27 protein-coding genes are annotated in these 26,764 nt (G+C 39.6%); 15 read left to right on the top strand and 12 right to left on the bottom strand.

Going from position 1 to position 26,764, the window contains the following annotated elements:
* Positions 1 to 43: 43 nt before the first annotated feature.
* The 3 genes from thrC to thrA are packed head-to-tail and all read right to left on the bottom strand — an operon-like array spanning position 44 to position 4,668.
* Positions 44 to 1,315, bottom strand: coding sequence for a threonine synthase (thrC, locus tag ACO05G_RS06775; protein ID WP_421765273.1), 1,272 nt, complete (start codon positions 1,313 to 1,315; stop codon positions 44 to 46).
* On the bottom strand, positions 1,316 to 2,242 hold the full coding sequence (locus ACO05G_RS06770; RefSeq protein WP_421765272.1) for a homoserine kinase: 927 nt from the start codon (positions 2,240 to 2,242) through the stop codon (positions 1,316 to 1,318).
* Positions 2,239 to 4,668, bottom strand: a complete 2,430-nt coding sequence (thrA, locus tag ACO05G_RS06765) for a bifunctional aspartate kinase/homoserine dehydrogenase I (RefSeq protein ID WP_421765271.1) — start codon at positions 4,666 to 4,668, stop codon at positions 2,239 to 2,241. Before thrA ends, ACO05G_RS06770 begins: the two co-directional genes overlap by 4 nt.
* A 398-nt stretch (positions 4,669 to 5,066) precedes the next feature.
* Here thrA and ACO05G_RS06760 point away from each other — a divergent pair, with 398 nt between their 5' ends.
* The 5 genes from ACO05G_RS06760 (at position 5,067) to ACO05G_RS06740 (ending at position 10,719) form a co-directional block, all read left to right on the top strand.
* Positions 5,067 to 6,554 carry a sodium:solute symporter family protein gene (locus ACO05G_RS06760; protein ID WP_421765270.1) on the top strand — a complete coding sequence of 496 codons (1,488 nt, stop codon included), beginning with the start codon at positions 5,067 to 5,069 and terminating at the stop codon, positions 6,552 to 6,554.
* 107 nt (positions 6,555 to 6,661) lie between these two features.
* A complete protein-coding gene (pckA, locus tag ACO05G_RS06755; protein WP_348281329.1) occupies positions 6,662 to 8,278 on the top strand; it encodes a phosphoenolpyruvate carboxykinase (ATP) in 1,617 nt (538 codons plus the stop codon).
* 126 nt (positions 8,279 to 8,404) lie between these two features.
* Positions 8,405 to 8,935, top strand: a complete 531-nt coding sequence (locus tag ACO05G_RS06750) for an RNA polymerase sigma factor (protein WP_421765269.1) — start codon at positions 8,405 to 8,407, stop codon at positions 8,933 to 8,935.
* Positions 8,925 to 9,461 (top strand): hypothetical protein, encoded by a 537-nt coding sequence (locus tag ACO05G_RS06745; protein ID WP_421765268.1) that lies wholly within the window; start codon positions 8,925 to 8,927, stop codon positions 9,459 to 9,461. The genes ACO05G_RS06750 and ACO05G_RS06745 overlap by 11 nt, the downstream gene beginning before the upstream one ends.
* Positions 9,427 to 10,719, top strand: a complete 1,293-nt coding sequence (locus ACO05G_RS06740) for a hypothetical protein (protein WP_421765267.1) — start codon at positions 9,427 to 9,429, stop codon at positions 10,717 to 10,719. Before ACO05G_RS06745 ends, ACO05G_RS06740 begins: the two co-directional genes overlap by 35 nt.
* A gap of 8 nt (positions 10,720 to 10,727) precedes the next feature.
* Here the strand turns inward: ACO05G_RS06740 and ACO05G_RS06735 are convergent, their stop codons facing one another.
* Genes ACO05G_RS06735 through ACO05G_RS06715 form a run of 5 tightly spaced genes read right to left on the bottom strand, consistent with a single transcriptional unit; the run spans position 10,728 to position 15,182 of the window.
* On the bottom strand, positions 10,728 to 11,585 hold the full coding sequence (locus ACO05G_RS06735; RefSeq protein WP_421765266.1) for an FKBP-type peptidyl-prolyl cis-trans isomerase: 858 nt from the start codon (positions 11,583 to 11,585) through the stop codon (positions 10,728 to 10,730).
* Between the two features lie 15 nt (positions 11,586 to 11,600).
* A complete protein-coding gene (locus ACO05G_RS06730; protein ID WP_421765265.1) occupies positions 11,601 to 12,911 on the bottom strand; it encodes a NupC/NupG family nucleoside CNT transporter in 1,311 nt (436 codons plus the stop codon).
* Positions 12,912 to 13,493 carry a bifunctional nuclease domain-containing protein gene (locus tag ACO05G_RS06725; protein ID WP_421765264.1) on the bottom strand — a complete coding sequence of 194 codons (582 nt, stop codon included), beginning with the start codon at positions 13,491 to 13,493 and terminating at the stop codon, positions 12,912 to 12,914. It lies immediately after the preceding gene.
* Positions 13,493 to 14,443 (bottom strand): electron transfer flavoprotein subunit alpha/FixB family protein, encoded by a 951-nt coding sequence (locus ACO05G_RS06720; protein ID WP_421765263.1) that lies wholly within the window; start codon positions 14,441 to 14,443, stop codon positions 13,493 to 13,495. The genes ACO05G_RS06725 and ACO05G_RS06720 overlap by 1 nt, the downstream gene beginning before the upstream one ends.
* 1 nt (position 14,444) lies before the next feature.
* Entirely contained in the window at positions 14,445 to 15,182 is a 738-nt protein-coding gene (locus ACO05G_RS06715; RefSeq protein ID WP_421765262.1) for an electron transfer flavoprotein subunit beta/FixA family protein, read from the bottom strand.
* 261 nt (positions 15,183 to 15,443) lie between these two features.
* Between ACO05G_RS06715 and ACO05G_RS06710 the strand changes: the two genes are divergently transcribed.
* The 5 genes from ACO05G_RS06710 (at position 15,444) to ACO05G_RS06690 (ending at position 19,227) form a co-directional block, all read left to right on the top strand.
* Positions 15,444 to 16,247, top strand: coding sequence for a M57 family metalloprotease (locus ACO05G_RS06710; protein ID WP_421765261.1), 804 nt, complete (start codon positions 15,444 to 15,446; stop codon positions 16,245 to 16,247).
* 285 nt (positions 16,248 to 16,532) lie between these two features.
* Complete coding sequence (locus tag ACO05G_RS06705) at positions 16,533 to 17,336, top strand: helix-turn-helix domain-containing protein (RefSeq protein WP_421765260.1); 804 nt, start codon at positions 16,533 to 16,535, stop codon at positions 17,334 to 17,336.
* Positions 17,337 to 17,415: 79 nt separating this feature from the next.
* Positions 17,416 to 17,934: a hypothetical protein gene (locus ACO05G_RS06700; protein WP_421765259.1), complete on the top strand. Its 519-nt coding sequence runs from the start codon at positions 17,416 to 17,418 to the stop codon at positions 17,932 to 17,934.
* A gap of 82 nt (positions 17,935 to 18,016) precedes the next feature.
* Complete coding sequence (locus ACO05G_RS06695; protein ID WP_421765258.1) at positions 18,017 to 18,982, top strand: YpdA family putative bacillithiol disulfide reductase; 966 nt, start codon at positions 18,017 to 18,019, stop codon at positions 18,980 to 18,982.
* A complete protein-coding gene (locus ACO05G_RS06690; protein ID WP_348281342.1) occupies positions 18,982 to 19,227 on the top strand; it encodes a SemiSWEET transporter in 246 nt (81 codons plus the stop codon). The genes ACO05G_RS06695 and ACO05G_RS06690 overlap by 1 nt, the downstream gene beginning before the upstream one ends.
* Here the strand turns inward: ACO05G_RS06690 and ACO05G_RS06685 are convergent.
* On the bottom strand, positions 19,224 to 19,814 hold the full coding sequence (locus ACO05G_RS06685; protein WP_421765257.1) for a DinB family protein: 591 nt from the start codon (positions 19,812 to 19,814) through the stop codon (positions 19,224 to 19,226). The genes ACO05G_RS06690 and ACO05G_RS06685 overlap by 4 nt on opposite strands.
* Positions 19,815 to 19,855: 41 nt before the next feature.
* Here ACO05G_RS06685 and ACO05G_RS06680 point away from each other — a divergent pair, with 41 nt between their 5' ends.
* Together ACO05G_RS06680 and ACO05G_RS06675 are read left to right on the top strand one after the other, a co-directional pair.
* Positions 19,856 to 20,179, top strand: a complete 324-nt coding sequence (locus ACO05G_RS06680) for a tetratricopeptide repeat protein (RefSeq protein ID WP_421765256.1) — start codon at positions 19,856 to 19,858, stop codon at positions 20,177 to 20,179.
* Positions 20,180 to 20,188: 9 nt separating this feature from the next.
* Positions 20,189 to 20,776, top strand: coding sequence for a YdeI/OmpD-associated family protein (locus ACO05G_RS06675; protein WP_421765255.1), 588 nt, complete (start codon positions 20,189 to 20,191; stop codon positions 20,774 to 20,776).
* 92 nt (positions 20,777 to 20,868) lie between these two features.
* Here ACO05G_RS06675 and ACO05G_RS06670 read toward each other — a convergent pair whose 3' ends face one another.
* Both ACO05G_RS06670 and dnaB read right to left on the bottom strand, forming a co-directional pair.
* On the bottom strand, positions 20,869 to 21,849 hold the full coding sequence (locus ACO05G_RS06670; RefSeq protein WP_421765254.1) for a zinc-binding dehydrogenase: 981 nt from the start codon (positions 21,847 to 21,849) through the stop codon (positions 20,869 to 20,871).
* Positions 21,850 to 21,869: 20 nt separating this feature from the next.
* Positions 21,870 to 23,402: a replicative DNA helicase gene (dnaB, locus tag ACO05G_RS06665; RefSeq protein ID WP_421765253.1), complete on the bottom strand. Its 1,533-nt coding sequence runs from the start codon at positions 23,400 to 23,402 to the stop codon at positions 21,870 to 21,872.
* 164 nt (positions 23,403 to 23,566) lie between these two features.
* Between dnaB and ACO05G_RS06660 the strand changes: the two genes are divergently transcribed.
* The 3 genes from ACO05G_RS06660 (at position 23,567) to ACO05G_RS06650 (ending at position 26,071) form a co-directional block, all read left to right on the top strand.
* Entirely contained in the window at positions 23,567 to 24,370 is an 804-nt protein-coding gene (locus ACO05G_RS06660; RefSeq protein WP_348281348.1) for a 3'-5' exonuclease, read from the top strand.
* Positions 24,371 to 24,569: 199 nt separating this feature from the next.
* On the top strand, positions 24,570 to 25,658 hold the full coding sequence (locus tag ACO05G_RS06655; RefSeq protein WP_421765252.1) for a potassium channel family protein: 1,089 nt from the start codon (positions 24,570 to 24,572) through the stop codon (positions 25,656 to 25,658).
* The gene (locus ACO05G_RS06650) at positions 25,655 to 26,071 is read left to right on the top strand and encodes a hypothetical protein (protein WP_421765251.1); all 417 of its coding nucleotides are present in this window, start codon (positions 25,655 to 25,657) and stop codon (positions 26,069 to 26,071) included. Before ACO05G_RS06655 ends, ACO05G_RS06650 begins: the two co-directional genes overlap by 4 nt.
* A gap of 48 nt (positions 26,072 to 26,119) precedes the next feature.
* On the opposite strand, the gene ACO05G_RS06645 is transcribed toward ACO05G_RS06650, so the two are convergent.
* Positions 26,120 to 26,746, bottom strand: coding sequence for a GOLPH3/VPS74 family protein (locus tag ACO05G_RS06645; protein ID WP_348281351.1), 627 nt, complete (start codon positions 26,744 to 26,746; stop codon positions 26,120 to 26,122).
* Between the last annotated feature and the right edge of the window lie 18 nt (positions 26,747 to 26,764).

Raw genomic sequence — 26,764 nt, 5'->3', positions numbered from 1 at the left:
CCGGTAAGGATGCTTTAATATTGACCGTCGATCTTCTAAAACATTAGCCTATCAAAAACTCTTTGAACTGCGCGAAATCAGCATTCAACTCAATTGATCGCTTCTCCATATGCATCAAACCCTTTGCGAAATCTGGTATCGCTACTTCCCTGCCTAGCGCTTCATTAATTGTTGGAAGAAACTTACAGTAGTGGGCTGTCCCAAGAAAGATGCCTTCCTTTTTCATTTCATGCAGTGCCTTATAGGCAATGGCACTGTGTGGATCTAGCAAATAGCGATTGGCTTCATAACAATCTCTAATGGTTTCTTTGATTTCAACATCTCCCAAAGAGAAAGGAATGAGCTTACTGATTATTCCCTCATACTTTCCATCAAAAAGCTTGAGCAGTCGCTTGTAGTTACTAGGGTCAGACACGTCCATCGCATTAGCTAGTGTAGGGATGGTTGATTTAGGTTCATACCTTCCTGAATTTAGATACCTGGGTACTACGTCGTTTGCATTGCTAGCAGCAATAAATTTGCTAATAGGCACTCCCATTTTCATCGCCAGCACACCTGAGGTTAGGTTCCCGTAATTCCCACTTGGTACCGAAAGAGTCACATCTTCGTATCCTTGCTGGAGTGGTACATAATAAAACAATGATTGAGGCAGCCACCGTGCAATATTGATGGAATTAGCAGATGAAAGATGGATATCTTTATTCAGTTGCTTATCTGCAAAGGCCTGCTTGACCAGATTCTGACAATCATCAAATGTACCTTCAATCTCAAGGGCTGTAATATTTTGACCCAGAGTAGTCAACTGCTTCTCTTGAAGGTTACTAACCTTACCTTTCGGATACAGAATAATTACCCGCACTCCTTCTACACCTAAGAAACCATTGGCCACAGCTCCTCCTGTATCTCCAGATGTTGCAACCAATACGGTTGTTGCCTTATTCTCACTTTGATTAAAGTGAGCAAGACACGCTGCTAGAAACTTCGCACCAATGTCTTTAAAAGCAAAAGTGGGCCCATGGAACAATTCAAGACAATGAATATTATCCGCTACTTCCTTGAGAGGTAATGGAAAATCAAATACCCTTTCACTGATCCGCTCTAGCTCATTAGGGTCAATGTCATCACTGCAAAACTTAGCCAAAACCTCAAGGGCAATCTCAGGAAGGCTCAACTGCGGTATCTGCTTGAGGAAGCCTTGATCTAATTGTGGAATTTCTGTTGGATAATAGAGTCCTCCATCATCCGGAAGGTTCCCTAAAACAGCTTCTCTGAATGATCGATGTGGTCCTTTGGAGGTGGTACTAACAAATTTCATTTACTCGATTATTTTACAACCTGTGGCACACATTCCACTTGAGAAAAATTCGCATGGAATTCCTTTTGATTCGTAATGGTCATGAATTTGATTCTCTGCCACCTTACGATCCTCATCATTCAGGAAAAGCATGAATATACTTGGACCTGATCCGGAAATATTACATCCAATACTTCCATTTGAAAATGCTATTTCCTTAACCTTATCATAGCCTGGAATCAATTTTTTTCTAACAGGCTCAGCAATGAAATCTTCAATAGAATCATTCAATCGCTTCCAATCTTTAGTGTGAAAGGCATGCACCAGGCTGGCAAGATTACCCCATTGATTTCTAGCGATTTCCACCGTTATCTCTTTTGGAATCAAGCCTTTTGCTTCAGCCGTTTTTATTTCCACTTGTGGTTTTACAACTAGTACCCTTAACTCATCAGCAACTGGCAATGAAAAATAATCCAATGGATCATAGCTTCGCATCACAATAAAGCCACCCAAAAGAGCCGGCGCAACATTATCTGCATGTACCGACTTAGAGGCAAAAGCTTCACCTTCCAACGCGAAGGGAAGTAGTTCAGCAACCTCTAGCGGCTCCTTTAATAGTTGGTTAACACCAAAAACAGCTGCTGCAGCGCTTGATGCACTTGAACCAAGTCCACTCCCGGGTGTAAATAATTTATTAATATGAAAATCGAATCCCTCGTTCAATTCTAAATGATCAAGGAAGGATTGCGCCGCTATCGTAGCAACGTTTTGATTTACTTCTTGGGATAGTTCGGCTCCTAGGATAGACTTTATGACCAGTTGATGATCATTTCTCCGCTCAACGATAATTTCTTCGCTTGCAGCATCTAAAGCAAAACCAATGGTATCGTATCCACAACCTACATTAGCTACTGTAGCCGGGGCTGATATTTTTACTCTTGTCCTCATGACTCTGGTTGCGATAAACGTAACACATCTGCAAAAATACCGGAAGCCGTCACTGCGGCACCTGCTCCTGCTCCCTTGATGACCAGTGGCTGCTCTTTGTACCTATCAGTGAAGAAAAGTACAATATTGTCCTTTCCTTCCAGGTGGTAGAAAGGATGTTCTGTCCGTATTTCAGAAAGTTTTACTGTAGCTTTTCCGTCTTTGAAAATAGCAACTACTTTCAGCCTTGTGCCATTCTCTTTGGACTTTTGATACAACTCCTTAAAGTAATCTTCTTGCTTTTCAACCTGCTTATAAAACTCCTCCATACTTGTTGTATTCTGACAAGATGAAGGCATGAAAGCCTCAAGTGCTATTTCATTCATTTCAAATGAATATCCACTTTCTCTTATTAAGATGAGTAATTTTCTTTTTACATCCTCACAGGAGAGATCCATTCGAGGATCAGGTTCGGTATACCCCTCTTCTTTTGCTTGTTTAATAACATCTACAAAATTTCGACTTCCATCATATTCGTTAAAAAGAAAGTTGAGTGTCCCTGATAAAACAGCTTCAATTTGATGAACATGATCTCCACTTCTTACCACATCACTAAGCGTTGACAATACGGGTAATCCTGCGCAAACATTCGTTTCAATCAAAAACTGACTACTGTACCTTCTGGTTGTTTGTTTTAGATTTTGATACGAAATAAATGATTCTGTTGCAGCAATCTTGTTCGGAGTGACGACAGAGATAGACTTTTGAAGAAAATCAGGGTAGAGATCTGCAATCGCCTTTGCTGCTGTGATATCGATGAAGATGCTATTGCGAAGATTGAGCTCAATGATTTTGTGTTGGAACCTTTTAGGATCGAAATCATCACCTGCATCTAATTTATCTTTCCATTTATCTAGTGAAATACCTTCCTCATCAAGCGTCATCTTTTGTGAGTTTGCAACACCAGTCAATTTTATACTGATCCGATGTTCTTCCCTTAGAATAAAGGATTGAGTTCGAAGTTGCTCAAGAAATGCTTTTCCAACATTCCCCACACCGACAATGAAAAGATTAACTCTCTTTACTTCATATTGAAAGAAGGCTTCATGAAGCACATTCAATGACTTACTCAGATCTGCTTTTTTCACGATCGCTGAAATGTTACGCTCTGACGATCCTTGTGAAATGGCTTTAATGCTCACTCCATTCCTTCCAAGCACATGAAACATATTGCCGCTTACGCCTACCTGATTCTTCATATTCTTTCCTACAAGGGCGAGAATTGACAAATCTCTCTCTATCCCAATAGGATCTATCAGTCCATCAGCTATATGGCTTTCAAAGTTTTTCGTTAAGACATGATATGCGCACTCCGCATCTTCTGAAGCTAAGCCAATCGTAATAGTGTGTTCTGCATTTGATTGGGTTATAAACTCTACACCAAGATTATGCTGCGCAAGGGTTGCAAAAAAGTCTTTTGTGAATTTAGGAATACTAAGTAAGCCTGTTCCCGAAAGTGAGATCAGTGATACATTCTGGAGGCTGGTTATCCCTTTAACCAATTGGTCATCGTCGGTACCACTTGAGACCAAGGTTCCTTCTGTCTGTTTATTAAATGTATTTTTGATTCTGATTGGAATGTCTTTTTCAAAACATGGTTTTAAACTCGGAGAATATAAGACCTTGGCTCCAAAATGAGATAACTCAATGGCCTCTTCGTAGGTAATTTCATCGATCACTTGTGCATGCTTTACCATACGAGGGTCTGCTGTCATCAAGCCGTCCACATCGGTCCATATCTCCAATATTTCAGCATCCAGCGCTGCAGCAACAATTGAGGCCGTGTAATCTGACCCGCCTCTCCCTAAGGTAGTTGATTCTCCATTTGGTGCGGAGGATATAAAGCCTCCCATAACAGTAACTTCAGAACTGGTTTCGAGGGCTTGCTTTAACAATCCATTCGATGTATGAAAATCTACAACTGCTCCTCCGAAAGAATCATCAGTTTTAATAAACGCTCTCGAATCAAGTAGATTAACTTGTTCACCTTCTTTTTTCAAGTAAGAGGCAATAATATTCGAGGATAGCAATTCGCCTGCGCTAAGAATAAAGTCCAAACTCCTTTTGGTTAACTCCTTTAAAAGGAAAACACCATCACATACTCTTCGCAATTGTTTAAAAATAGCTTCGATCTTTTCATGAAAGGAGATGTCCAACAGCGAGCTAATTATTGCAGCATGCTGATCATGGAGTTGCTCATAAACGGAGATGTATTGGGTATCCCCAGCTCTTGCCAGCTCAGCCATATGCTGCAGCTCATTCGTCGTTTTTCCGATAGCAGAAACAACTACTATCCGGCCACCTGATTTGCTCGTGATAACTTCTTTTACCTCTTTAATAGAATCCACAGATTCTAGTGAGGTGCCACCAAACTTTAATACTATCATATCATCGTTATAAAAAAACGCCATTCTTTTAAAAAGAATGGCGTTTCAAAATTTATCATTAATTGACAATTACCATTCCAAGCATTGGAAATCACTCCTGGTTTCTGTGACCGTTAAAGTCATAATTGTCCTTTGCTCTCTCATTGTCAGTAAATGTAATTACGGAACTGAATAATCAAAACATTCTTGTGAATTAACTGACAATGTAGGGATTTCCTATGTTAGTTGCAGGAAGTAGAAAGCAGATACCCAGAGCATTTGAATTCAGTACCACAAGGATTATGGTAATAACCTGGAAACATACTTTATGCTGCAGAACAACTGGAATGCTTAACAAAACATTCTTGCAGTCAGTCAATCACATAATGATTAAATTGCGGCGACTAAATCAATAATTCATGACCTACCTGATTGTAACCATTGGCTATATCCTGATTCTTGCCGGAATTATTATTTACAAAAGTAGAGGGGTAAAAAACGAAGAAGATTTTGTAGTAGCTGGTAGAAATGTGCCGGTTTACCTTTTGGTTGGCACACTTGTTACAACATGGATTGGTTCGGGGAGTTTATTCGGTACCGCAGGTCTAACGTTCCAGGTTGGTTTTTCTGAGCTTTGGTTCTCTCTAGGTGCATGGATTGGTATTCTGGCCGTCTACTTTATTGCTGCACGCGTACGGAGGATTTCCCAATACACACTTACTGATATTCTGGAAAAGCGATACTCTCCCCTGGCCCGTTTGTTAGGCACGATTACCATCATTGTCGCTTACTTGATTATTGCCGGATATCAATTCAAAGGGGGCGGAAGATTCCTTTCAATCCTTACCGAAGGTAGTATTTCTGTTGAGCAGGGTACATTAATCACTTTTCTGATCATCATTGCTTTTACAGCTTTAGCTGGAATGGTTTCTATCGTTTCTATTGATATCTTCAACGGTATCATCATGATAACCGCTATTATCCTTGCTGTCCCCTTTGCCATAAATGGTTTTGGAGGCTGGGAAAATGTGGTGAATACCATCAACGAAGTAAGCCCCGATCACCTTTCTGTTATTGAAGGCCATGAGCCAAAATGGTACATAGGCATCATGCTTCCTACCCTTATCTTAATGCTTAGTGAAAGCAGTGTCTATCAAAAGTTCTCCTCAGCAAAAGATTCAAAAGCCGCAAAAAAGGCTGTGATGGGTATGTTTATTGGAGTGGTAGGAATAGAATTCCTGATGTGTCTTCTTGCAGTCGTTGGTTTTGCAATCTATGCTCATGACCCCCGATTTTTCATGCCGGATGGGTCAGTAAATGCTCCTATGTCTGAGGAAATTATTCTACGAATTGGATTCGAGCAATTACCATCCTTTGTAGGGTCACTACTATTTGCGGGTGGAGCTGCTATCATCTTGTCGACAGGGAACACCTTTTTGATGGTTACCTCAACCAATTTCTCCAGAGACATTATGGAAAAATACTACATCAAAAATGCTTCTGATAAGACCAAACTCCTCATCCAGCGAAGTGCGATTGTGATTCTAGGTTTTATTGCGTATTTAATAATGACACAATTTGAGGAGATCCTTTCCATGGCATTTATCTCCTATACCATGATCGGAGCAGCTTTAGCTCCCCCATTATTGGCTACTTTCTTCTGGAAACGTGTGACCAAACAAGGTGGGGTAGCTTCCATACTGGCAGGTATGCTTTCAGTCGTAATCATTGAGGTGCTCAACAGAACCGGATTTATTGGAGATTTTGGATTCATATCTTTCCCATATGACTCCAAAATGGTAGCGATCCCGGCTTTGATTACTTCTGTAGTCGCGCTCGTAGCTGTAAGCTTATTAACTAAGCCAACACCAAAAGAAATTGTCGATCCTTTTTTCGAGAAAGACTGAGTTAAAGTAACTTCGCGCAAACGTTTGAGTAAGATCATTTATCTATTTAACGGTAGATAGACTGATGTGCTCATTTTACAAAATATTTGTAACCTCACAACAAAAAAATGCAAGAATTCGGCGTAAAATCAAGTAAAAGTGATCTTTCAGATTTAGGTATTAAAGTAAAGGAAGCTCATTGGAACCTTAGCCAGTCAGAACTTATTGAAGAAACTCTGAAGAGTGGAGAAGGAGTCCTTACCTCTACCGGGGCTTTAATGTGTGACACTGGAAAATTTACTGGACGTTCACCTAAGGACAGATTTGTTGTTGAAGATGCTAACACCAAAGATTCAGTATGGTGGGGCAATATCAACATTCCTTTTTCTGAGGAAAACTTCGACAAGCTCTACAACAAAATGGTAAAGTTTGTAGAGGATAAAAAAGTATATATCCGTGAGGCATATGCTGGAGCTGACAAAACCCACAGATTGAGAGTGCGCGTCATCAACACCATGGCATGGCACAATCTATTTGCTTACAATATGTTCCTACGACCGGATGCCTACAAGGTAAAAGAATTTGATCCTAATTTCACCATACTATGTGTTCCTGAGTTCCAAGCTGATCCTGAGACAGATGGCACGCGCCAGTCTAACTTTGCGATTATTAATTTCACTAAGCGAATGATCCTTATTGGAGGCACAGCTTATTCTGGTGAGATGAAAAAAGGAATTTTCTCCGTTTTAAACTACATGCTTCCTCATGAGCAAAGCGTGCTTAGTATGCATTGCTCTGCCAACATGGGAATCGAGGAAAAAGATACTGCTATATTCTTTGGCTTATCTGGAACTGGCAAAACAACGCTTTCTGCAGATCCTAATAGACTACTTATTGGCGATGATGAGCATGGATGGACAGAGAAAAACGTATTCAACTTCGAAGGTGGATGCTACGCCAAAGTAATTGACTTGACAGAAGAAAAAGAGCCGGATATCTACAAGGCGATTCAGTATGGAGCGATTCTCGAAAATACCCGATTTAAGGAAGGCACACGAGAGGTAGATTATGAAAACTCTTCCGTAACAGAAAATACACGAGCATCCTACCCTATCCATCACATCAGAAATGCCATGGAGCCATCTATCGGTGGAATTCCTAAGAACATCTTCTTCTTAACCTGCGATGCTTTTGGAGTGATCCCTCCTATTCAACGATTGAGTAAAGGTCAGGCAATGTACCACTTTATTTCTGGCTATACATCCAAAGTCGCTGGTACAGAAGCCGGTGTGACAGAGCCAGAGCCGGTTTTCTCTGCATGTTTTGGAGCTCCATTCTTACCGTTACATCCTACGAAATATGCAGAGATGCTCGGTGAAAAAATGGATAAGCACGAGGTAAATGTATGGCTGATAAATACCGGATGGACCGGAGGACCTTACGGTGTTGGCAACAGAATCAGCTTGAAATATACACGAGCGATGATCACCGCTGCACTGGATGGTAAGTTAAATAATGTGGGATACCGAACGCATTCCATTTTTGGAGCTGAAATCCCAACGACCTGCCCTGGAGTTCCGAGTGAGATTTTAAGCCCAAGAGAAACATGGAAAGACGATAATGCTTTCTACAAAAAAGCCAATGATCTTGCTGGTCGTTTTGTTGAAAATTTCAAAAAATTTGAGGAGTTTGCCAATGATGAAATCATGGCGGGCGCACCAAAGCAGAATGAAAAACATGCATAATTAGAAATTAACGTGTTCTTTAAAAGCCCTGACAATTGTGTCAGGGCTTTTTTTATGAATTAAATTCTAACTTCATACAACCATTCCATACCTCCTCCCATCCTACAACTGAAAACGCTAACTACTGTGACCGACACTCAAATAGCCTGGATAAAACAACTAAAAAAAGGAAACGAGTTAGCGGCATATAACTTATATAACGATTACTCAAAAGCCATGTATAACACCCTCATTCGCTTGACAAATGATTCGGAAGTTGCCAAGGACTTACTTCAGGAAGCTTTCATTAAGGCTTTCCAGCGGATACATGACCTGGATGACCCAAAAGCATTTGGTGGATGGTTAAAACGAATCGTGATAAATCGGGGGTTAGAGCATTTAAGAAAAAGTAAAGTGTACTTTGAGGATATTGAAGATCAAGCAGAGGTGATTTCTGAAGAAGTGGATGATCGAATGATTGACAACCAAACCTTACACAATGCAATTAAAGAGCTCCCGGATGGATGCCGAACAGTTCTCAGTCTTCATCTTTTAGAGGGCTTTAAACATAAAGAAATTGCCTTGCAGCTGAACATTTCTGAGTCGACCTCAAAAACACAATTTCGGCATGCGAAGCAATTGCTAAAAACTAAACTTCAACACCATTATGAATATTGAAGATTTAATTAAGAATAGAAAGGATCAATTAGCTATTGAATCTCCACCGAAGGACTCGTGGGATATGATTCAAAAGGGTTGGAAAAAGAAGCAACCCGGTTTTTCCTGGTGGAAAGTAGCTGCAGTTATCTTCATTAGCACCTCCATTGGCCTATTGATTCACAATATCTCACTACAAAATCAAGTAGAAACACTTGCCTCACTCGGAGATATCTCAGAAGAATACAAGCAAATTGAAAACAGTTATATCACACAAATAAATGAAATTGAATCTAGCGATGAAATACAAAAAGCACGATATCAAAGCGATTACAGCTGGATTTTCGATGAATTAAAAACATTGGAAGAGGTCAATGAACTCTACCGTAACGACATTGGGAATGTTGATGAAAACCTACTGGTCGGTACACTAATTGATCATTATGAAAAAAAAATCAGGCTACTCAAGAAATTGGAGCTCGAAATAAAAAGGAACAACAAAATAGAAGAAAATGAAAAGGATAATAATACTAGCGTTAGCATGTAGTGCCTCACTTGCTATCCTTGCCAAGGGTGACGGTGAAAGCAGAAGTACAAAAGTAAATGTTGAAATTTCAGCATCTGATGAAATTAGAATTCAAGCCAAGTACACAGCTCTCACCATAGAGACATGGAATAAAAATGAAGTAGAAATAGAAGCGACCGTTCGATATGATGGTAAAGTAACCAGTAAAATTCAAGAGTTCTTAGATGAATTTGAGAGCAGAGTAAATGATAACATACGCTTAAGTGGTGGTGAACTGTTTATAGATACTGATCTGGATTTACCAAACAAAGTCCAGGTTGGAAGTAAAAATGTGGGGATCAACATTTCATATGGTGATGAACTAAAAATATTCTACAAAATAAAATCTCCAGGATCGAACGAATACACCATTTCTACTTCTTACGAAGATGTTCGGTTGATTGGGGCATTCAACAAAGTCGACTTCACCCAATATTCTGGAGACCTGACAGCTGGCAGCATCAAATCCGGGAAAATGAATCTAAAGTATGGATCTGCCGAAATAGAGCATTTAGGAACTGCAGAAATGGAAATATATGAACAGGAAATATCGGTTACTTCAATCATTGATATTACCATAAACATGAAATACTCTGATGTCGAATTTCGAAGTGTTGAAGTAATGGAAGCAATTTCATATGAATCTGATATTAAAATTGGAAAAGCAATTGTGCTTAGCGGCAACTATAAATACGGAGACATAAATATTACCAACAGCCTGGATAAAGCAGAACTAACCCTCTATGAAGTGGATATTGAAGCTGGTACCATCGGCAGCCTTCTCCTGGAAAATACCAAGTACAGCAAATTTGAGATTGATCGAGTTGGTAGCATTACATTCAGGCAGTCGTATGAAGATGAAACAGTTATAGGAACAGTTGGCTCATTTAAGAGTACTAACTCTAAGTATGGGAATCATACCATCGATCTACTTGAATCAAGTTTCAAACTAAATGCTTATGAAGATGAAGTAGAAATCAATGAGCTTGCCAAATCCGTTACTGACATAATAGTAGATGGAAAATATATTGAATTATCGATAGACTCTGATGGATCGTCTTTCATTCTGAAGTCGAATGTTAAATATGGCAATGTTGAATACAATGAAAATCTTGTTGATGTAAAACGTTACATAAAAGAAGGAGACAACTTAGAAGTTGAGGCCGTTTCTAAAAACACCTCCGATCAACCAATAAACATTCTAGTTACTGGATATGAAGTGAAGGTTCAGTTGGATTAAAAATCCAACTACTGAATGGAATTCAATTCTACTTCGAAAATCAAATTGGTATTCGGAGCAATGTCTGCAAATCCAGTGTTTCCATAACAATATTTCGAGGGAGAGTAAAAAATAATTTTACCTCCTTCGTTCATGGTAGGTAACATCGTTTTCCACGCATCAATTAAGTTATTCAGTCTTAATTCAGCAGCATCATTTGCATCGAAAACATCACCATTTAATAACTTTCCTATATAGTCAACATTGAGCAAACTGCTTAGGGTTGGACTCTGACCAGTCCCTTCAGTTATTGTAACAAATCGAATTCCTGAACTATGTACCTCAGCATCTATATTGTTTTCAGCAAGGTATTCGTCAATGATGGCAAGGTCAATAGCTAGCTGCTCACTATCTGATCTTACAAGGGATACCAGCTCAATGTCAAATACGAGGATGGCATTACCGGGGATGCCTTGACTTCCACTACCTATTCGGCCATATCCTAAACCAGATGGACAATAAATTGTGATTTTACCACCTTCTTTCATTTCAGGGATCATTTCCTTCCATGCCTGAATCAAATTATCAAGGCCAAAATTCACGCCTATTGAGTTTTTATCGAAAACCTGACCATCCAGGAATCTCCCCTCGTATTTGGCTATCACTCTGCTACTTTCTGTCGGAGATTCACCAGTACCTTCGGTTTCAACCACATAGCGTATCTCAGACTCATGAACCTGAGCATCAATATTGTTTGCCTCCAAATAATCATCTATTATTTGAATGTCCAGGGCCAGTTGTTGCTCGCTTGACAGTACCTCCTCATCCTTGCATCCAACAAGAAATACAAGGAAGAAAATCATTATAAATCCAATTATCTTTTTCATATCTCTTTTAATATTTTATCCAAACAATGCGCCGGCGATTGTTGCCGTCATCATAGTAGCCAGGGTTGCAGCAACTAAAGCTCGAAGGCCTAATTTTGACAAATCGGCTTGTCGAGATGGAGCCATCCCTCCAATACCGCCTATTTGAATCGCTATTGAGCTGAAGTTTGCAAACCCACACAACGCATATGTAGAAATAATGATTGACTTCTCAGAAAGCAGCCCCTCAGATTTCATATCTGCTAAACTCAAGTATGCAACAAACTCATTTATCACCGTTTTTTGACCTAGTAAACTCCCTACTTTAACAGTCTCTGCCCAATCTACCCCCATTATAAACGCAAATACCCTGAAAATCTGGCCTAAAATGTACTGCAAAGAAAATCCATCAAACGCACCATTCGTCGATTCAATTACAAATTGATTCAATCCAAAAAGCTCACCAATACCATCAACTAAAATCCAGTTCAATGCAAAAATTACTGCAATGAATGCCAATAACATACCCGCAATATTTAATGCCAACTTCACTCCATCCGATGCACCTCTTGCTAATGCATCTACTAAATTGACGCCAATATTCTCTTTGTTTACCTTAAGACTCCCATCAATCTTTTCTGGTTCGTTTTCAGGAAGAAAAATTTTAGCCATGACAATAGCCGCTGGTGCATTCATAATTGATGCACTAAGTAAATAAGTGGCAAAAATTTGTTGTTGTTCGGGATCGCCCCCCCCAAGAAATGACACATACGCACCAAGTACACTTCCTGCTATGGTAGCCATTCCTCCAGTCATTAGACAGTTAAGTTCAGACTTGGTCATCTTATCTATAAAAGGCCTTACAAGCAATGGAGCCTCAGTTTGACCAAGAAATATATTACCTGCTGCAGACAAACTCTCCGCACCAGAAAGTCTCATGGTTTTTGCCATTATCCAGGCAAAACCAAAAACGATTTTTTGTAGAAGTCCTAAATAATAAAGTCCGGCTGTAACTGCGGAGAAAAATATAACCGTGGGTAGGGCTTGAAACACAAACAAAAATCCCAAACTATGGTTTGCAGCAACTGCGTTGCTGTTCTTAGCCAGATCACCATAGAGGAACTCAGCTCCCTTAAGACCGAAATTAAGAAACTTTACAAAACCGGCACTCACCCAGGAAAAAAGTTGATTAACAAAATCAACGTTGGCAATCATCAATCCAATAACTACTTGAATGATGATCCCAATTCCAACCAGTCTAAAATCTACCTGCTTTCGATTACCTGACAGTGCCCAGGCAATGGCGACAAGGCTGACTAGACCAGCTATACCTCTTATGTATTCCATCTAATTTCGCTTATTCAGCACATCTCTGATATGAGCGGCCTTTTCGTAATCTTCTTTATCCAAAGCGTCGGTTAAAAGCTTTTCAAGTTCACTGGAAGAAAGGTCTTCCAGGCTTGTATTTTCTGACTTAGCTACCTCCTTCTGAGTCATTTCTTCCTCATACTCATCCGTGAGAACAATCCCGGCTTCTGTCAGAATACTTTCGTTGGTATAAAAATCTACATCAAACCTTAGTCCAATTGCAATTGCGTCAGAGGGTCTGGAATCTATTTCAAATACTTTCCCATCATGCTCACATATAATTCGAGCGAAAAACACACCTTCCTTGAGATCAGAGATGTAGACTTCTTTTACCGTAATATCAAAATTTAATGAGAACGCTTTAAAAAGGTCGTGAGTCATTGGCCTATTTGGAACAATTTTCTCAATCTCAATTGCAATAGCTTGAGCTTCGAACATGCCAATTATAATTGGAAGTCGCCTATTACCACCTGACTCACCTAATACGAGCGCGAAGGAGCCTGATTGGGATTGACTAGATGACAATCCCAATATCTCCAATTTTATTTTATCGCCGGACATTAACCCTGTGCCTTCTTAATTGCTTCTGTAAGTTTTGGAACCACATCAAAAGCATCACCAACGACACCATAATCAGCAGCTTTAAAAAACGGAGCTTCCGAATCCTTATTAATTACCAAAATGTATTTTGATGAATTAACACCAGCCAAATGCTGAATAGCTCCGGAAATTCCTACGGCAATATAAAGCGAAGGACTGACTTTAATACCTGTTTGTCCCACGTGTTCGTGATGTGGTCTCCAGTCCATGTCAGAAACCGGCTTGCTACAACCTGTAGCAGCTCCGAGGGTTTTAGCCAACTCTTCGATCATTCCCCAGTTTTCAGGACCTTTTAGTCCTCTACCTCCGGAGACTACCAAGTCAGCCTCAGGTAATAAGATGTCCCCTTCTGCTTTTTCCACCTTGGTTGTTTTTACTGTAAAATCTGCATCATCAGTAGTTGGTGAAAATTCAACCACCTCAGCTGCTCCTCCATCCTCTTTGATGGCTATTGCATTCTTTTTAATGCTGATGATCTTTTTATCACCCTCCAAACTGGTATTAGCAAAAGCTTTCCCTGTATAGATGCTTTTCTTTACTGAATATCCGCTTGATGTATCCGGTAAATCTGCGACGTTTGCAGCCAGGGCTGCATCTACTTTTATTGATACACGGGCAGATACAGGATCTCCTAATGAGCTTTTCGCTAGCACCAAAAGATTTGCGCCCTCCTGATTCATCCCTTCTGCTATTGCAGACGCATATGCCATTATATTCGGTGAAGAAAGTTTTTCATTAGTTACATTTAAAACCTTACTCGCCCCGGCTTTCCCGATTTCGTCCATGTCGGACACATCACCAAAAACGATTGCGGTTACATCACCAGCCACAGCATGCGCATAGCTTACCGCTTCAAGAGATGATTTCTTTACTTTTCCTTCGTCTGTTTCTACAAATGCTAATGCTGCCATGTTATATAACTTTTGCTTCGTTTTTCAATAAGTTCACTAATTCATCCATATTATCAGGATCTACCAACTTCACTTCTCCCTTTGCTGGTGGTAATTCAAACTTGCTCACTTTTGTCTTAGGAGCGTCCCCAGTCGGATCTTTTACCTCTAGAGGCTTTGTTCGGGCACTCATGATCCCTCTCATGTTTGGAATTTTCCATTCAGCAATCGGCTCTTGACAGCCTGCCACAAATGGAAGTGGTAATTCCATGTACTCTTTTCCGCCTTCTATTTCTCTGGAAATCTTTGCATTGCTACCCTCAATATCTAAAGTCATAACCGGAGAGACAGATGGAATACCCAATAGTTCGCCTACCATTCCATGAACTTGTCCCCCATTGAAGTCAATTGATTCTCGTCCCATTAGGATTAAATCATATCCTCCATCTTTAGCAACTGCGGCAATTTGTTTTGATACGAAGAGTGCATCTTGTGGAAAAGCATTAATTCGAATGGCATCATCAGCTCCTATAGCTAGTGCTTTACGTATTGTTGGCTCTGTTTCAGCTTCACCCACATTCAAAACTGTGATGCTACCACCGGATTGCTCTTTAAGCTCAACTGCTCTTGCAAGTGCATAGTCGTCGTATGGACCAATGATAAATTGGACTCCATTCTTGTCAAACTTTGTGTCTCCATCGGTAAAAGCAATGCGCGAAGTAGTATCCGGCACATGCGTAATACAAACTAATATTTTCATATATCTATCGAGTATTTTTTTTATAGAACAAGCGAGATGTGAAAGGGTTCATCCCCGCTGATTTTCGAACCTCGAAGTTAGCAATAATGCAGAATTTGAAAAGCACCAGAGCCTCCTTTTAGCAAAAAGAAAAAAGCACATAAATGAAATGCAAAATTTTATACATGAAATTATCAAGTGATAATATATTTTCTTTCATAATGGTTTTATATAGCAAAATATTTTTCTAATTTTCTATTAAGAACCAAATTTTAAATTATTATGAGAAGATTTAAACAGTTGGGCATCCTCGCCCTAATGGTGGCAATGCTATGGTCTTGCCAGGAAACAGAAACTCAGAAGCCCATTTTGGAAGAAGTACCCAAGGAAATACTCCAAAAAGTAAAAGCACTTGGCTTCAATCCAAATGAAGTCAAAATGTACGAAGAGCAGCTCTTTATAGAAGGCGATATCCTGATCACTTTGGATCAACTAGACAAGATGTCACCGAGTGTTGGATTGCCCGTTGAAGAGCATTATCACACCGACAATCTTGTGAACGGTACGCCACGAACGATTAACGTTTATGTTAGGAACATGCCAACTAAATACTCTCAGGCGACTGACATTGCAATTTCTCGTTACAATTCTGAAAACCTGAATCTTTCATTTCAGAGAGTAACCAGTTCTAGTCAGGCGGATATTACTATCAGAGCATCACCATGGTACTACTATTGGTTTGGAATCCTTGGATCCGCCGGATTTCCTACAAACGGTAATCCTTATGGTACGATCCTAATGACCAGAGGATACTATGATAATGTGTCTAATATCAATGGTCTTGCTACTACGATAGCTCATGAAATGGGACATTGCATTGGATTCCGTCATACGGACTATCAGGATAGAAGTTATAGCTGTGGTGGATCACCAGATAACGAAGGAGATGGTGGAGTCGGAGCAAATCATATTCCAGGAACACCGACAGGTCCAAGTGCAAATAGCTGGATGCTTGCGTGCGGAAGTCCTGAAGGTGATCGGCCGTTCACCAATGACGATAAAACAGCATTAGGTTACGTTTATTGATTTTTGTTCAAATCAATTTCACAAAAGGCGCAGAATCTGCGCCTTTTGTCTTGAAATGATTTAAACGAATACACGTATTCAATCTATACAAAATGAACGTGCGTATAGGTCATCCTCTTCACACTTATACGTATTAAGCAGCAACCACCTCAAAGATTTGAGGTGGTTTTTTATAAAAAAAAGGCTCTTAAAGTAATTGACGGGTAAATGACGGGTATATTGTAATTGATTTTTTTGGTAAACTGTCTATGTTCGAGATAGCATTGCCAGAAAAAAATGGAAGAAATGAGACAGCCCGAATTAGGAAAAAGGTTAACCGAACTCAGACAACAAAAAAGTTTAACGCAGGAAGAGTTGGTAGAAGCCTGCAATGTTAGTGTCAGAACCATCCAACGAATAGAATCCGGTGAGGTAACTCCTCGAACCTCTACCATAAAAATACTCCTTTCCGCATTAGATGCGGACTTTGAAAATTTTAAAAATCAGCTAGAGTCGAACAAGTCAGATAAATACTTAGGAAACACGGAAAATTGGTTGCAAGTGGCATGGATCTCCGGAATAGCCTACTTTGTGCTGGGCTTTCTAGATGCAATTTTGGAGTATGAAAGGTTTGAAAATCTTTATGAGGTTGAATCAACAGCTTTTTATATTACAACCAAAGTTTTTTACTTCACTTTCTACTCACTTTTCATTTATGGTTTTGTTAAGCTGGGAGATTATTTTTCCAACTATCTAATCAAGATTGCGTCCTTTCTTATGATCGGTTTATTTGCTATTTGGACCTTCTTTGACATCTTCACCATCTATTATGAAATGAGCGAGACAAATCTTATCTCTCTCGGTGCTGGAGAATCAATCTGTTATGGAGCATTAACTATCGTCTTTGGACTTGGGCTAATCAGACTACAGGATGGTATGGGTCAATTAGCAAAAACAGCAGGTATTATTGAGATTATAGCCGGGTTCTTTTTTGCTGTAGTCATTTTATTTTTTCTTGGATATATGATGCTGATTCCTGCAACCATCATAGAAATCATCCTGCTGTTCAAGGGATTAGAATTCATTAAGTCTGAACGGCTAAAAGCTTAATGTGAAATATTTTGACTAAGGCAGATCTTTGATCAATTGTTGAATCTGAATAAATTCGCTTTACCAAACGTTACATAAAATGAAAAAATCACTTTCACCACTTCTGCTATGCTTAGGAGCAGCACTTATTTTGACATCCACATCATGTGGTAGCGATGATGAGGATCCAGGAGGGGGTTACGAATTTATCGATCAAAACCTTCAGGGAACAATTGATGGAATACCTTTTGAATTTGGAGAGGGAACCTTTGAATCTTCTTTTTTTACTGAGGGAGCTATCTCTCTGGATCTCTATGATTCAAACGAAGAATTCGACAATGTATGTGAATTCATTGGTTTTGGCGATCAGGTTAAAATCTTTTTTGAGGTGACAGATGAGGTTGGTCTTTATGAATTATCTTTTGATTTAAACTCGTTTAGTGGACAAACAGTAACGCTTTTTAACCCTGAGGGATCAGTCAATAATATAGCTACTCTTGGCGCTGTTGAAATACTATCTATCACCGACACTCAACTTACAGGGAGAATGGATGCACGAATGGATGCAGAAAATGCGGTTAATGGAAATTTCACTGTTGTTTTCTGCGCTGAGAATTGATCCTGAAAAGTTTTAGCTCAATGTGTTAACATCGGCATTCATTTCCTGTTTATCATAGGAGCTGAAATACTAAATTCGCTTTATGAAGGAAAAACTGGATGTGCTGATAGTCGGAGCAGGACCTATTGGCCTTGCGTGTGGTATTGAATGCGAGAAATCACATCTCTCATACGTAATAGTTGATAAAGGATGTCTTGTTAACTCACTTTATAACTACCCCAGCAACATGACTTTTTTTTCCACCTCTGATCGATTAGAAATTGGAGAAGTGCCTTTCATTTCACACAATCCCAAACCAACTCGCCCCGAGGCTCTGGAGTATTATCGGCGGGTAGCTTCCTCGTGGAAGTTAAAAACCCGTTTATATGAACGAATTGAAGAAGTGAAAAAAGAAGGAGACTTTTTTCAAATTCAATCGAGCAGACGAACGTATCAGGCAAAGACCCTGATCATTGCGACGGGTTTTTATGACCTCCCTTATTTGTTAAATGCCCCGGGTGAAGATTTGCCAAAGGTGAAACATTATTATGATGAGCCTCACCCCTATTACAACATGGATGTTGCTGTAGTCGGAGCTGCAAATTCAGCAGTGGATGTTGCGCTTGAAGTCTACCGTAAAGGAGCAAAATCAGTCACTATGGTGATTCGAGAAGAAGAGATTAATCCACGAGTGAAATATTGGGTGAAACCGGATATTGACAATCGGATTGCAGAAGGTTCAATAACTGCCTATTTCAAAAGTAACATCAGTAGAATAGAGGAGTATTCGATTGATATACAAACGCCTGACGAACAGCTGACTATCCCGAATGATTTTGTACTTGCTATGACCGGTTATCAGCCGGACTTCTCATTTCTGAAACATGTGGGTCTTGAGATTGGTGATGATGAATTCAAAACTCCGGTTTATGATAAAAAGACAATGGAAACAAATGTGGCTGGAGTCTACCTTGCTGGTGTGATCTGTGGTGGATTGAAAACCAATGCCTGGTTCATTGAGAACTCCAGGGAGCATGCCGAAATTATAGTTAAACATATAATCAGTTAATGGAATACATAGGGTTCATTGCAGCATTTCTGACAACCATTTCATTCGCCCCTCAAGCCATTAAAACCATCCGAACCAAAAGCACTGAGAGTCTTTCGCTAGGTATGTATTTGACTTTTACAATTGGTGTTGGCTGTTGGCTAGCATATGGAATTTATCTTGGAGATGCTCCTATAATTTTTGCAAATTCAATAACCTTAATCCTCACTAGCACCATTCTAGTTCTAAAAATCAAACACGGTTAGCCTCTCACCCTACCCTGAAGAACACTTATGTTTTGATTGATTGGATTTCCATTGGTCCGTCTTAGTGTGATTATCTGTCCAACATGGTTAATAGCATCTGCCACAGGACCGTTCAATAAGTTCCAGAAAGGGAATTCAGCTCCTGAGGAAAAGATCATGTCAAATTTCTCAAGATTTTCTGCATTTGATGTTTTTAAGATTTCACTAGCGACTCGAATATTTTCTAGTGTTAGTTCCCTCTTCTGGGCGAAAGTCATTTCATCATACGCCACTCCATCAAAAGACTTTTCCTGAACTGCATTAGCTAAAATCTGCGTGAGATTAATAATATGATCTATGGTCTCCTCGACATTTCGAGCTCCTTCGCTTGGCCTGAATTGTAAATCCCCTTCAGTCAAACCCTCGGTTGCCCAATAGTACCTAAACCCAAGTCCATCAACTACTCGTGCAGCAACCGAACCTGCATCATAACCTTGAGGATAGTCAGGGATTTGATAGTAGAAATCAGTGGAGTCACCATCCTGAGCAAGAGATGGAATGGAGCTAAGAACGATGAATGATAGGATGAAGCATTTCAAGATGTGCATATCAATTTTATTTTGAGTATTCTCAAAAGTAATTTAGTCTCATGAATTCAGACCGAATCACACTTCTTAAAAAGTACATTTCAGAAGAACCTGATAACCCTTTTAATAAATACGCGCTGGCAATGGAGTACTATGAAGTGCAACCAATTAAGTCACTAGGGCTTTTAAGAGCACTGATTGCCGATCATCCTGACTATCTACCAACCTACTTCAAAGCTGCTCATCTATTATGGGAAGAAGAATTGTGGGATGAAGCAAATGAAGTCTTTACAATAGGAATTGAATTAGCTGAAAAGCAAAATGATCAAAAAGCCATCTTTGAATTGAAGTCCGCTTATCAAAATTTTCAATTTGATAGAGATTAATTTTAGCCCATGGAAATGCACAAAACACCCGAAGCGTATTTTGCTTCGGTTAATGAACACCTCGACATTTTACAAAAGCTTAGAAGCATCCTGCTGAACACCGAATTAGAGGAAAAAATGAAATGGGGAATTCCTACCTATTGCTTAAAAAATAAGAACGTGGCTGGGATTAGTGCTTTCAAATCGTATGCGGGTATCTGGTTTTTTAACGGGGTGTTTTTGAAAGATCCAAAAGGCGTTCTTATCAACGCGCAGGAAGGCAAAACGAAAGGTCTCAGGCAATGGCGATTTGAGTCTATTGACGATATAGACGAAAAGCAGGTCCTGAAGTACATTAAAGAGGCCATTCAAAACCAAAAAGATGGTAAAGAAGTAAAGCCTGAAAAAAAACCACTTGTTATTCCTGACGAATTAAAGGAGGCATTGGCTTCAGATAGTCAACTTTCTGAAACATTTGAATCATTAACCTTATCATGTAAGCGCGAATATGCTGAATACATTGCCGAGGCAAAAAGATTGGAAACTAAACAAAAACGCCTGGAAAAGATCCTACCCATGATTATGGATAAAGTTGGGTTAAATGATAAGTATAAGTGACACCCAGTCCCCTCAAGGGGACAATATCTGAAAATAGATTAACGTGACCATTTAGTACATAGATTATGAATCAAGTTCAGAATAACTTGATTTTAAAACCTCAACACAATCTTCCCAAAGTGATCCGGAGCGTTGAAGCGGTCAAATGCCTTTAGGTAATCATCCAACTCATAAACTTGATCAAGTGTGGGTTTAATCTGGTACTTATTAATCCACTCCAGCATCTCAACAAACTCATCGTCACTTCCCATGGTAGACCCCATGATTTGAGCCTGAGACCAGAAGAGTCTGAAAACATCAACCTTCTCAGGATGTCCAGTTGTACTGCCATACATTATGATGCGTCCAGCTGGCTTAACAATCTTCAAATAATTATTCAGCTGATTTCCCCCCGCACTATCAACAATCGTATCAAAACCTCCCAATTTAGATGCCTCTTTTTCCCAGCTTTCATTCTTGTAGTTAAAGCCACCGATAACACCCATTTCTTTCACTTTTTCAATCTTCGAATCGCTACCACTTGTAACGTAAACATCAGCACCGGAAGCTAATGCAAAGGCAATCGCAAATTGGCTTACTCCACCTCCTGCACCCGTAACAAGTACCCTTTTTCCCGCTTTAGACCTCCCTTTTTTTATGGTAGCTCTAAATGCAGTCAGTGCTGCAAGTGGAAGTGCGGCAGCTTCCTCATCGCTTAAATGTGCTGGTTTTTCTTGTAACCTGTGCGCGGGAATCGCAATGTATTCGGCAAGGGTACCATTGGTCGGCATTCCCAGAACTGAATAAGTCGAAGAATGAACCTCTGGGTCATTTCCCCAATCAACATTTGGGTTTATAATGACTTCCTTATCCATCCAATCAGCCGGGCCTTTTTCCACTAATCCACACCCGTCAGATCCAAGCACTGTTCCAAATTGAATGCCCGGATACATCCCTTCTCTTATCCATTGATCCCTGCGATTGAGAGCACTCGCTGTGAGCTTCACTAAACACGTATCACCAGACACGCTAGGCTTATCAATATCTACCAACTGAATCGGTTCCGATTCTTGTGTTATCGTTATTGCTTTCATAAGACTGAAATAATTAAAGCTTAAAATGGGGCATCATCTTCAGTACCTTCATCGCCCCCGTTTGCCTTGCTAGGCAATGTGATGGTAAAGTCAGAATTTGCAGGTCCGGAAGCTGGAAATGATCCGAAACCATTTCCTTGATCTCCATCCCAGTCGGTAAATTTGGTGAACTTACCAATGAATTTGAGATTGACTGTATCAAGTGATCCATTTCTATGCTTGGCAATGATTACTTCTCCCAGTCCCTGCAGTGGCATACCGGATTCATCTGTATCCAATCCGTAGTATTCCGGACGATATAGGAACATTACCATATCTGCATCCTGCTCAATTGATCCTGATTCCCTCAAATCCGAAAGTTGAGGACGTTTATCTCCCCCTCTGGTTTCTACTGCCCTACTTAACTGAGAAAGCGCAAGTACCGGGACATTTAGTTCTTTGGCTATTCCTTTAAGTGCCCTTGAAATAGAGGCAATTTCCTGCTCTCTGTTTCCCATCCCCTTGCTGCTGTCACCACTCATTAATTGCAAGTAGTCAATGATTATAAGTTTCACGCCATGTTGTGCTGCCAGTCTTCTACACTTGGCTCTCAGCTCCAGAATACTCAATGCAGGTGTATCATCAATGAAGATCGGCGCTTCTGAAAGCTTGCGCGTTTTATGGATCATCTGCTCCCACTCATAATCAGCAAGATCACCTTTCTTGATTTTTTCACTCGGCAGCTCTGCTTCTGCAGATATCAAACGATTGACCAACTGAACAGACGACATCTCAAGCGAGAATATGGCTACCGGAGTGTTGAAATCAATGGCTGCATTTCTAAGAGCTGAAACCACAAATGCGGTTTTACCCATACCTGGACGTGCGGCAATGATCACCAAATCTGAAGGCTGCCAGCCGGAAGTGACCCTATCCAATGCAGAAAATCCACTCGGTACTCCTGTCAGTCCATCTTTTCGGTCTTTACGAATCTGAATTTCATCGATGGCTTGATGCATCAATGAACTCATTTTGTCATAATTCTTACGTATATGGGATTCAGATACATCAAATAAAGATTGCTCCGCTCGATCTAGAAGTTTAAAGACATCAATCGTGTCTTCGTATGCATCTTTCTGTATCTCCGAAGAGATTCGGATAAGCTCACGTTTAATTGATTGCTCAGCAATGATACGAGCATGATATTCAATATTCGCTGCTGAGTTTACTTTTGTAGTGAGCTCTGCTACAAAGTGTGCCCCACCTACTACTTCAAGTTTCGCCTCCTTTCGGAGTTGATGAGTAACCGTCTTGATATCGATAGGTTGACTGTCATTAAAGAGTGCTACTATCGCTGCATAAATCTCTTGATGTGCATCCTTGTAGAAACTTTCTGGATGAAGAATATCAATCACATTTGAGAGGGCATCTCGTTCGAGCATGAGCGCACCTAGAACTGCTTCCTCAATCTCAACTGCTTGTGGGGGTAATTTTCCTAAATGTTCGGTTACCGTGGAAAGGCCTATTCTACGACTTTTAGTAGCTGCTGAAGATGAATGTTTAGCTCCTTCCATTTAAGGTCTGTGTTTTGATATTGTTTGGTCTTACAAACTTAAATTTTAGCAAATGATAAAAGTAGGTTTTCGTCCACGACTTACCCCCCACTTATCCACAACGATTATTGAGATCGTTTGGTGCATTGTACTATCTTTGATCGTTCACCTTTAAAAGCAACATTTTGTTCAAACTCAATCTAAAAAATCCGTTGGTAGTTTTCGATCTCGAAACTACCGGAACCAATATTTCTCAGGACCGAATTGTAGAGATTGCCATGGTAAAGGTAATGCCCGACGGAACCGTAGAAGAGAAATGCAGGAAGATTAATCCAACCATCCCAATTCCGAATGAAACAAGTCTGATCCACGGTATTTATGATGAAGATATAAAGGATGAACCCACCTTTGCACAGGTGGCTAAATCATTGGCACAATACCTCGAGGGTTGTGACCTTTCAGGATTCAATGTTCTTGGCTTTGATGTACCAATGTTGGTGGAAGAGTTTCTTCGAGCTAATGTAGATTTTGAAATAGAAAACAGAAAGATTGTAGATGCTCAAAAGATTTTCCATCTCATGGAGAAAAGGAATCTGACAGCTGCATACAAATTCTACTGTGACAAGGATTTGGTTAATGCACACAGTGCGCTTGCAGATACTAAAGCAACCTATGAAGTATTGGTGTCACAAATCGAGAAATACGAAGGTCAGGAAGCCTTTGATGGATTAGGTAAGAAACTTTCTACTATCGAGAATGATATGGGAATGCTGCACGATCTCACCACTTCAAGCAGAGTCGATCTGGCTGGCAGAATGATCTATAAAGACGGCATTGAGGTTTTCAATTTTGGTAAACACCGAGGTAAGCCTGTAGCGGAAATACTTGCTAAAGAACCCAGCTTTTATGATTGGATAATGAAAGGAGATTTTCCTCTGGACACTAAGCGAAAATTGACTAAGATTAAGCTGAGAGGTTTTAATAAGTAGTGGATTTAAACTAATTAAATTTTTACACACAAACCTTTACTTATAGCAGCTGCCATAATTTCTCTTGCTATCGTGAATCAAAAAATTACCGTTTAGAGAAATTAATTTTAAAAGGTCAATGCATTTCCAAAAATCCTAAAATCTACTACAAGAAAATCAGCCTTTAATATGTTATATTTGGTCTTTACCTAACCAAACTATGCCGTCTAAGCTAAAGAACAATACCACACTTAGGATACTCTTAGTCATCCTTCTCTTTGTGGCTATTTATTTGATTCTGGTAGTCACACTTGTTGAGGTAGAACGTGACAGTCAGCAATCAAACTTGAATAACTATTCAAACTCTGTTTGGTATTCACTGGCAACTTTAACTACCGTAGGATATGGTGATTTGTTTCCAAGTACCACCTATGGGAGATTGATAGGATACGTCCTAATGATTACCAGTATCTTTATTTTCGGGATTTTAATCGGACAACTGACAACACTTATGACAACAATAAAGGAAAACAAAAAGCTTGGTTACTCAGGGACCAGCTTCTCAAATCATGCAGTCATTATTGGGTGGAATGAATTTGGATGGCATGTAGTCGATCAATTAGTAGGAGTTGGAAGAAGGGTTTCAATTGTTACAAACAAGAAAGATGATGTTGATCTGATAAAAGAAAAGTATAGTTCTAAAAATGTATTTGTTCTCTTCAGTGATTATAATAATCATGAGTTACTTAAAAAATCCAACATCGAAGAAGCAACTATAGTATTCATTAATATGGAGGATGATACCGATAAATTGGTATACGTCCTAAACCTCAAAAAAGTATTTCCTGAGACTGAATTTGTTGTGACTCTTGAAAATGGTGACCTTAAAAACACATTTCTCTCGGCGGGTGTTAGTAACACCATTTCCACTCAGGAGATCTCATCAAAACTCCTTGCTTCATACATGTTTGAACCTGATGTAGCAACATACAGTGAATCAATTCTGTCATATGCTAAATCAGATGGGGATTATGACATCAAGCAACTCCTCATTACCCCAAACAACCCGTATAATGGGAAGTCGTACCAGGATGTTTTTTTTGATCTAAAGAAACGATATAATTCTGTTTTGATCGGTATCACCAAACGAGATAAATTCGGCCAGAAAAAGCTTATCAAGAATCCACTTGGTGATTTAAAGATTCACACCGGAGATTACCTCATTATCATTTTGAATGGTAAAGCATTTAAGCTACTCAAAAAAGTATTCGGAGTAGAGGAAGGTATGGTCAAAGATAGAAAGTCATGAAAAAGCTGATACCTTTTATTTTTCTTACTGTTATCCTCTTCGGATGTGAAAATCGAGAAATTAACGAGGGGGAAGAATTTCGCCCACGTGCGGTTAAAGATAATTTTGAGGATACCCACTTCACGAAAATCAAAGTAGATGGAGTAGAGTATCTACTTACTGAAAGAGACAATAACAACCCACACGAGGGGTTTGGTTTCATGGCATTTAGAGCCAATGACTTAATGGAAAAGCAGGATACAATTATCTCGTATTTGAAGGCTATGCAGCATTTTCAAAATATGATGTATTCGAGAATGTATGGCATTACTGCTGACTCAGGTCAAGCTGCTTTCAATGAAAAACTTCAGGAGTTTTTGTTGTTGGAAAATAAGGAATTGGAAGAGTTAGAAAGAGAAGATTTAACTAACTAAGAGAAATATAGATGGAGGATAATTTTCATATCCTCCTAATAATTTACTTTATCCGAAAAATGGCTTTAATTGTCTAAGCGCATTAGCTAGCTCAGGATCTACCCCTGATCGCTCAACTATTTCTTTTCCTACCTTTTCAGCATCGATAAGTTCATCTTTATCTCTAAAGACTTCACTTAGAATATTACAATCATCTATTAAGGAGAATAAGATTGTGAATGCCGGAGAAGGCTTAGCACTCTTGAACACAATCGCTTTTAAGTTATTTCTAATCTCCTGCTCGAATGCATAATTAGCATTATCCATTCTATCAGATAAAGGTATCCACAAAAGTTTTGTTTCTTCCTTCTTCAGGATACCTCTTTGTGCTAAAAGCGCATTCAAGTCTTCTTGTATATCCTTAAATTTCCCAGAAAGCGTCTTAATCTGATCGATCAATGAAGGTCCGGTTTGTAATTTCTTTAGCACGTTATCAAGGATACCGTTACCTGTACCAATTGTATCTGTAACTGATATGTTTCCACCCTCTAGCTTTATTTTCTTAAGCAAATAAAGCTCAAGTATGCATGCTGCAATCACACCGGGCACAACCGTCTTTTCAGCTGCTGCTAAAATTCTGCCTTCCTCATCATCAAGCGCGATTAAATAAAATCCTTCAGCGATGCTTAGTTTCATAGTTGGTTAGTTTTTGTA

This window comes from Ekhidna sp. (genome assembly GCF_965227465.1).
Classification (GTDB): Bacteria; Bacteroidota; Bacteroidia; order Cytophagales; family Cyclobacteriaceae; genus Ekhidna.
Note: the sequence above shows the minus strand (reverse complement) of the source record. Positions and strands in the feature narration are given on the sequence as shown.

Excerpts from the sequence above, each read along its gene's own strand:
- ACO05G_RS06735 (WP_421765266.1), bottom strand. The coding sequence starts at position 11,585 with ATGAAAAAGATAATTGGATTTATAATGATTTTCTTCCTTGTATTTCTT.
- ACO05G_RS06675 (WP_421765255.1), top strand. The coding sequence starts at position 20,189 with ATGGAAATGCACAAAACACCCGAAGCGTATTTTGCTTCGGTTAATGAA.
- ACO05G_RS06655 (WP_421765252.1), top strand. The coding sequence starts at position 24,570 with ATGCCGTCTAAGCTAAAGAACAATACCACACTTAGGATACTCTTAGTC.
- thrA (WP_421765271.1), bottom strand. The coding sequence starts at position 4,668 with ATGATAGTATTAAAGTTTGGTGGCACCTCACTAGAATCTGTGGATTCT.
- ACO05G_RS06720 (WP_421765263.1), bottom strand. The coding sequence starts at position 14,443 with ATGGCAGCATTAGCATTTGTAGAAACAGACGAAGGAAAAGTAAAGAAA.
- ACO05G_RS06685 (WP_421765257.1), bottom strand. The coding sequence starts at position 19,814 with ATGCACATCTTGAAATGCTTCATCCTATCATTCATCGTTCTTAGCTCC.
- ACO05G_RS06650 (WP_421765251.1), top strand. The coding sequence starts at position 25,655 with ATGAAAAAGCTGATACCTTTTATTTTTCTTACTGTTATCCTCTTCGGA.
- ACO05G_RS06645 (WP_348281351.1), bottom strand. The coding sequence starts at position 26,746 with ATGAAACTAAGCATCGCTGAAGGATTTTATTTAATCGCGCTTGATGAT.
- ACO05G_RS06710 (WP_421765261.1), top strand. The coding sequence starts at position 15,444 with ATGAGAAGATTTAAACAGTTGGGCATCCTCGCCCTAATGGTGGCAATG.
- ACO05G_RS06740 (WP_421765267.1), top strand. The coding sequence starts at position 9,427 with ATGAAAAGGATAATAATACTAGCGTTAGCATGTAGTGCCTCACTTGCT.
- ACO05G_RS06715 (WP_421765262.1), bottom strand. The coding sequence starts at position 15,182 with ATGAAAATATTAGTTTGTATTACGCATGTGCCGGATACTACTTCGCGC.
- ACO05G_RS06670 (WP_421765254.1), bottom strand. The coding sequence starts at position 21,849 with ATGAAAGCAATAACGATAACACAAGAATCGGAACCGATTCAGTTGGTA.
- ACO05G_RS06680 (WP_421765256.1), top strand. The coding sequence starts at position 19,856 with ATGAATTCAGACCGAATCACACTTCTTAAAAAGTACATTTCAGAAGAA.
- ACO05G_RS06770 (WP_421765272.1), bottom strand. The coding sequence starts at position 2,242 with ATGAGGACAAGAGTAAAAATATCAGCCCCGGCTACAGTAGCTAATGTA.
- ACO05G_RS06690 (WP_348281342.1), top strand. The coding sequence starts at position 18,982 with ATGGAATACATAGGGTTCATTGCAGCATTTCTGACAACCATTTCATTC.
- pckA (WP_348281329.1), top strand. The coding sequence starts at position 6,662 with ATGCAAGAATTCGGCGTAAAATCAAGTAAAAGTGATCTTTCAGATTTA.
- ACO05G_RS06695 (WP_421765258.1), top strand. The coding sequence starts at position 18,017 with ATGAAGGAAAAACTGGATGTGCTGATAGTCGGAGCAGGACCTATTGGC.
- ACO05G_RS06705 (WP_421765260.1), top strand. The coding sequence starts at position 16,533 with ATGAGACAGCCCGAATTAGGAAAAAGGTTAACCGAACTCAGACAACAA.
- ACO05G_RS06725 (WP_421765264.1), bottom strand. The coding sequence starts at position 13,493 with ATGTCCGGCGATAAAATAAAATTGGAGATATTGGGATTGTCATCTAGT.
- dnaB (WP_421765253.1), bottom strand. The coding sequence starts at position 23,402 with ATGGAAGGAGCTAAACATTCATCTTCAGCAGCTACTAAAAGTCGTAGA.
- ACO05G_RS06745 (WP_421765268.1), top strand. The coding sequence starts at position 8,925 with ATGAATATTGAAGATTTAATTAAGAATAGAAAGGATCAATTAGCTATT.
- ACO05G_RS06730 (WP_421765265.1), bottom strand. The coding sequence starts at position 12,911 with ATGGAATACATAAGAGGTATAGCTGGTCTAGTCAGCCTTGTCGCCATT.
- thrC (WP_421765273.1), bottom strand. The coding sequence starts at position 1,315 with ATGAAATTTGTTAGTACCACCTCCAAAGGACCACATCGATCATTCAGA.
- ACO05G_RS06700 (WP_421765259.1), top strand. The coding sequence starts at position 17,416 with ATGAAAAAATCACTTTCACCACTTCTGCTATGCTTAGGAGCAGCACTT.
- ACO05G_RS06760 (WP_421765270.1), top strand. The coding sequence starts at position 5,067 with ATGACCTACCTGATTGTAACCATTGGCTATATCCTGATTCTTGCCGGA.